The organism is Pseudomonas sp. PS02303 (assembly GCF_029959925.1).
Lineage (GTDB): Bacteria > Pseudomonadota > Gammaproteobacteria > Pseudomonadales > Pseudomonadaceae > Aquipseudomonas > Aquipseudomonas mandelii.
The window spans coordinates 1-2,788 of the sequence record NZ_JASCOM010000444.1; the positions used below are offsets into that span (position 1 = coordinate 1).

4 protein-coding genes are annotated in these 2,788 nt (G+C 59.1%); 2 read left to right on the forward strand and 2 right to left on the reverse strand.

Annotation, left to right across the window (positions count from 1 at the left end):
* Window positions 1–117 precede the first annotated feature (117 nt).
* Window positions 118–1,047: an AraC family transcriptional regulator gene (locus QMX98_RS33835; RefSeq protein WP_010457570.1), complete on the reverse strand. Its 930-nt coding sequence runs from the start codon at window positions 1,045–1,047 to the stop codon at window positions 118–120.
* A 335-nt stretch (window positions 1,048–1,382) separates the two neighbouring features.
* Between QMX98_RS33835 and QMX98_RS33840 the strand changes: the two genes are divergently transcribed.
* Entirely contained in the window at window positions 1,383–1,736 is a 354-nt protein-coding gene (locus QMX98_RS33840; protein WP_077750448.1) for an antibiotic biosynthesis monooxygenase family protein, read from the forward strand.
* 41 nt (window positions 1,737–1,777) lie between these two features.
* A complete protein-coding gene (locus QMX98_RS33845; RefSeq protein ID WP_169857997.1) occupies window positions 1,778–2,008 on the forward strand; it encodes a hypothetical protein in 231 nt (76 codons plus the stop codon).
* Here QMX98_RS33845 and QMX98_RS33850 read toward each other — a convergent pair whose 3' ends face one another.
* Window positions 2,009–2,638, reverse strand: coding sequence for a flavin reductase family protein (locus QMX98_RS33850; protein ID WP_282412052.1), 630 nt, complete (start codon window positions 2,636–2,638; stop codon window positions 2,009–2,011).
* Window positions 2,639–2,788 lie beyond the last annotated feature (150 nt).

Below are 2,788 nucleotides of genomic sequence, written 5' to 3' on the forward strand. Positions count from 1 at the left end.
AGCAGGCTCGCACCCACAGTGGATCTCCTGTGAACACAGAATTTGTGAACACCCCAGATCAAATGTGGGAGCGAGCCTGCTCGCGATAGGGCCGGCAAAATTACCGCAAAAACAAGATCAAACGGACAACCGCAACCGCGCCAGATCCCTTAACGGCGGTGCCCCAAACAACCGGCTATATTCCCGGCTGAATTGCGACGGGCTTTCATACCCCACCCGATACCCCGCCGCCGAAGCCTCCAGCCCTTCGGCCAGCATCAACCGCCGCGCTTCCTGCAAGCGCAGTTGCTTCTGATACTGCAGCGGACTCATCGCCGTCATCGCCTTGAACCGGTGATGCAACGTCGAGACGCTCAGGTTCACTTCCTTCGCCAGATCATCGATGCGCAGCGGTTGCTCATAGTTGCCGTTAAGCCACTTGATCGCCTGGCTGATGCGGTGGCTCTGGCTATTGGCAATCGCAATCTCATACAGCCGATGGCCCTGCTGACTGCGCAACAACCGATAAAGAATCTCCCGGCGAATCAGCGGTGCGAGCATGGCGATGTCTTTCGGGGTATCGAGCAAACGCGCCAGACGCAACACCGCGTCGAGCATCGCCGTATCGATCCGTTCGACATATAAGCCGCGTCCTGTGGGACGGGTCGGTACGCCCAAAGGGCCGGCGTCGGCAATTAGCGCGGTGATTTCAGCCGGATCAATATCCAGTCGCACCGCGAGAATCGGTTCTTGCGACGTGACGTTCACCACCCGCCCGCTCAACGGCATCGAAACCGACACCACCAGGTAATTCAACGGGTCGTAATTAAAGTATTCGTCGGCCAGCCTGACCTCTTTTCGCCCCTGCGCCATGATGCACAGCGCGGGTTGCGCCAGCACCGGGGCAAATTCATGGGACTTGCAGTGTTTGGACATGAACAGCGAGCCGACGGCAGTGGCATAAGTGCCATCGTCCGTGGTGTTGCGCCGGATGATAGTGGCCAGTTCAGCGCGCTGTTTCTCCATGTCGGCATCCAGCGGGGCTTGAAAGTGATCGAACGACGACATGCCGGGCATCCTCGTTGAGGCGTTGGTAATGAGGCCAGCTTAAGTTTGTGCAAGACAGAGCGGTAGACACATCCTGCCTCAAGCTTGCCTGATTCTGCATCGAGTGGATCAGCGGTGCCTCTATGGCTGCTGCAACTCAGGGAAACTTGCTTGAAAGCCGAGTTTTGTTGGTACGAACGCTTTTACAGGTTGTTACAGGTTTATCGAAACGCCGCGCAGGATTGTGCAACAAGCCGGCAGGAATCGACTAACCGCGCTTCCCCCTGCGCGCTTAACCTTTGATCCTGTCGCAGCCCGTCCCCCGGCTGCCACTCGACTCCCTGGGAGGGTTGAACATGTCTACGCAGATCCCCGTCAGTCACATGGCTTTTGTTCGTGCCCGCGCCGGGCGTTCGGCAGAACTCGGTGCGCGCCTGAGCGCCTTGATCGAGCCGTCCCGCAGCGCGCCGGGTTGCCTGAGTTTTTCCCTGCAGCATTCGCAATGCGATCCGGAGTTGTGGCTGGTGTCCGGTTTCTGGACGAACCAGCAAGCGATGACGGCCTATTTCGGCACCCCGGCGATGGAGATTTTCGCCGAGCTGGTGCAGGAGTTGGTGGTCAACAGCCTGGATTTTCATACCTTCAAGGACGTGTCGGCCGACCAGGCGCGGGGGCAGTCCGGGTCGTGGGTACACAAAATGGCGGGTTGAGGGTTTAATGGCTGCATTCTCAATCAGCCAGGATCCGCGACATGGCACGTAAAGCCTTTGATCATTTCGAAGCTGTTTCCGCTGTAGTACCGGGCGAGGGGGGTTACCACGCCGCGATCGCCGTCAAAGCCATCGGTGGCACCGAAGCGCCACGCTTTCACAAAGTACTTGAAGGGCAAATCTTCAAGACGGCCAACGAGGCTGATCTGGCCGCAGCCAAAGAGCTGACCCGCCTCAAAGACGTCAAAGAAGACGCCGACCTGCTCTGGTAATCACTTGACCGCCCCCGGGCGCCACATTTTGAACAATGCCTCTGGCCCCAGTTGAAAGTAATCCGCTGGCCCGCCGCCGCGCAGAATCGGTTCTGCCGCGGCGGTGTCGTACACCCCGTCTTTCAACAGCCACTTGGCGATATGCACGGCGACCACTTCGCCCAGAATCAGCCAGCTCGGCACCACGTTCCCGTCCGCTCGCTGCAACTGAATGATCTGCGTGACCTTGCACTCGAACGACACCGGGCTTTCGCCGACGCGCGGCACCTGGATGATTTTCGACGCTACCGGTGTCAGGCCTGACAGTTCGAACTCGTTGACCTCGGGCGGGACCATGGCGCAGCTCTGGTTCATCTGCTCGGCCAGTGGCCGGGTGGCCAGGTTCCAGGCGAACTCGCCCGTCTGCTCGATGTTGTTCAGGCTGTCTTTACGGCCGACGCTGGAAAACCCGATGATCGGCGGAATGTAATTGAAGGCGTTGAAGAAGCTGTAAGGCGCCAGGTTCAAGCGGCCGTTGGCGTCCTGTGAGGAAATCCAGCCGATAGGGCGCGGGCCGACGATGGCGTTGAACGGGTCATGCGGCAGGCCGTGGCCGTTGGCGGGTTCGTAGAAGTGGATGTCGTCGGGCATGGCATATATTCCGGGAGGCTCGGGAGGCAGTCATGGTGCAAGGACGAACGGATAATTTCCAGCGATGAGATTCAAATATGGGAGCGAGCCTGCTCGCGGTAGCGGTGTGTCAGTCAGCCAATGTGTAGCTGATACGCCGCTATCGCGAGC